Origin of the sequence: Protofrankia sp. CiP1_Cm_nod2, from assembly GCF_920664355.1 — a bacterium.
Classification (GTDB): domain Bacteria; phylum Actinomycetota; class Actinomycetes; order Frankiales; family Frankiaceae; genus Protofrankia.
This window is the reverse complement of sequence record NZ_CAKKTL010000111.1, coordinates 1993-4473: the sequence shown is the minus strand read 5'-3', so window position 1 is coordinate 4473 and position 2481 is coordinate 1993. Positions and strand designations below refer to the sequence as shown.

Below are 2481 nucleotides of genomic sequence, written 5' to 3'. Positions count from 1 at the left end.
TGGGGTCCTGCCGACCGGGAGGTGGGGGACGACCGCGGCCTGCCCGGAACGGGTCAGCCGCTCCCGGAGCTCCGCCAGCTCACCCTCCCGGCCGGTGAACCGCGGGTTACGCGGCAGATGCGCGGGCAGCCCCCAGACCGCCGGTGGCCGGCCCGGATACCGTGCCCCCCGCCCGGCCGTACCGTCATCTCCCGCGCTGTCCCTGCCCCTGTCCCTGTCACCGTCACCGTCCCGGGCCGGGAAGAGCAACGGGCCGGTGGGGCGGACTCGCCCCTCCCGTGCCGCCCGGACCCCGTCGAGCAGCCGGGTACGCGCCGTGGCCTCGGCCTCGGCCTCCGGCCCGGACAGGTCGGTCAGATCGATCCAGCCACGGGTCCCCACCAGCCCCAGCCGCTTCGGATCACACGGCGCGATCCGGACCGGGATCAGCCGCCGGTCGTCCCCCGCCGGATCCGCCGCCCACATCGCCTGCCATTCCGCGCTGCCCCAGACCGAGTCCAGATAAGCTGGGCTGAGCACCGCGAGCAGACGACCGCCTCGTGTCACACCCGCGTGCACCAGCGCTGGCCAGTTCGACCCCGGGACGAAATCCCACGCCTGCACCAGCACCCGGTGCCCGTCGGATTCCAGCGCCTCGGCGATCCACTCCGCCCACGGCTGATCCGTCCGCGTGTACGACACGAAGAAATCCCACACCGTGGCGGTGCTGTCACGACCCCCGTCGCCCACCGCGCGAGTATCCCACCGGGCATCCGGCATGCGGCATTCTTTGACGTCCTCCCCGCCCTGAAGGACAGGGATTCCTACCGTGTCGCGTGGGTTCACGCGGCACCTCGCTGGGTTCCTGCTTCGACGCCAACCGCCGGGACAGGTCCCGGTCTTACGTCGGCTCCACAGGCGTTTTCCGTCTCCGCCCGCCCGGCGGCGACGATCCGACGGCCCTCGACCAGGATGTTCCGGGCCGCATTCAGATCACGATCATGGGTGGTGGTGCAGGCCGCGCAGATCCACACCCGGACCGGCAGCGGTTTCGGGCCGTCCGTCACCCCGCAGACCGAGCACACCTGCGACGACGGGAAGAACCGGCCCACCCGCACCACGGTCCGGCCCCGGCGGGCCGCCTTCTCCTCGATCAGACCGACCAGCATCGCCCAGCCGGCGTCGTGCACCGACCGGGCCAGTGTCGTCCGGGCCAGCCCGGACACCGCGAGATCCTCGACGTAGACCGCTTGGTTGTCGCGGACAAGTCGAGCGGCGAGCTTGTGGTGCTGGTCGCGGCGGGTTTCCCGCACCGTGCGGTGGAGGACCGCGACCCGGCGGGCCGCCTTCCGACGGTTGGACGAGCCTTTCCGCTTGCGGGCCAGTGCCCGTTGGGCGCGGGACAGGTGGCGCTGCTTCGACCGAAGAGGACGCGGGTTGGTGATGATCTCACCTGTTGACAGGGTGGCCAGCCGGTCCAACCCCAGATCGATCCCAACGTCGGCAGACACCGCCGGGTAGGGCTCGCCCGCGACGTCGACGACGAACGACACGTAGTACCGGCCGTCCGCCTCCCGGATCACCGTGGCGGACGACGGAATCGACGGCAGCTCCCGTGACCAGACGAGCCGCACATCCCCGACCTTCGCGACCCGCACACCCCGGGCGGTGACCGTGAACCCGTTACGGGTCAGCCGGACCGACTGCCGATTGTCCTTCCGGGACCGGAACCGGGGATGGCCTACCCGGCGGCCTTTCCGTTTCCCGGACAGCGAGTCGAACCAGTTCCGAAACGCCCGCCGGGCGTCCTGGCATGCCTGCACCAGCACCACCGACGACACCTCGGCGAGCCAGTCCCGTTCGGGCGTCTGTTTGGCGAGCGTGACCACCCGGCGCTGCACCTCGGTGTCGGAGAGCTTCTCCCCGGCCGCGTACGCGGTGTCGCGGAGCCGGATCGCGTCGTTGTAGACGACCCGGGCGCAACCGAACGCCCGCGCCAACGCCCGCACCTGACCCGGCGACGGGTAGGCGCGGTAGCGGTAGCGAACGGCCGGCATGCCACCCATCATACTTGGTCTATGGACATCTCCGACGACTACCGGCGAGGCAGACATGTGGTTTCCGCACTGCACGTTCACTTGGTCTTTGTGACGAAGTACCGGCGGGGCGTGTTCGACGATGCGATGCTGAACGCCTGCGAGCGGACCATGCGCGGCGTGTGCGACGACTTCGGCGCCCGCCTGGTCGCATTCACTGGCGAGGACGACCACGTACATCTGCTGGTCGAGTACCCGCCGAAGGTCGCCGTCTCCGCGCTCGTGAACTCCCTGAAGGGCGTGTCCGCGCGGATGCTGCGTGCCGAGTTCACCGGCCGGGTGAACCGGGCCTCGATGCGGGGGCATTTCTGGTCCCCGTCGTACTTCGCGGTGTCGGCTGGCACTGCCCCGATCGCGCTGTTACGCGAGTACATCGAAGGGCAGCGGCGGCCAGCCCCGATGCGCT

The 2481-nt window shown here is 70.5% G+C and carries 3 protein-coding genes; 1 reads left to right on the top strand and 2 read right to left on the bottom strand.

Going from position 1 to position 2481, the window contains the following annotated elements; all coding sequences use genetic code 11:
* The coding region (locus tag NBW84_RS13715; RefSeq protein WP_250285120.1) for a toll/interleukin-1 receptor domain-containing protein at nucleotides 1–729 on the bottom strand (729 nt) is incomplete at its 3' end.
* A gap of 92 nt (nucleotides 730–821) precedes the next feature.
* Nucleotides 822–2036, bottom strand: coding sequence for an RNA-guided endonuclease InsQ/TnpB family protein (locus NBW84_RS13710; RefSeq protein ID WP_250285119.1), 1215 nt, complete (start codon nucleotides 2034–2036; stop codon nucleotides 822–824).
* Nucleotides 2037–2057: 21 nt separating this feature from the next.
* On the opposite strand from NBW84_RS13710, the gene tnpA reads away from it, so the two are divergent.
* The coding region (tnpA, locus tag NBW84_RS13705; RefSeq protein WP_250285118.1) for an IS200/IS605 family transposase at nucleotides 2058–2481 on the top strand (424 nt) is incomplete at its 3' end.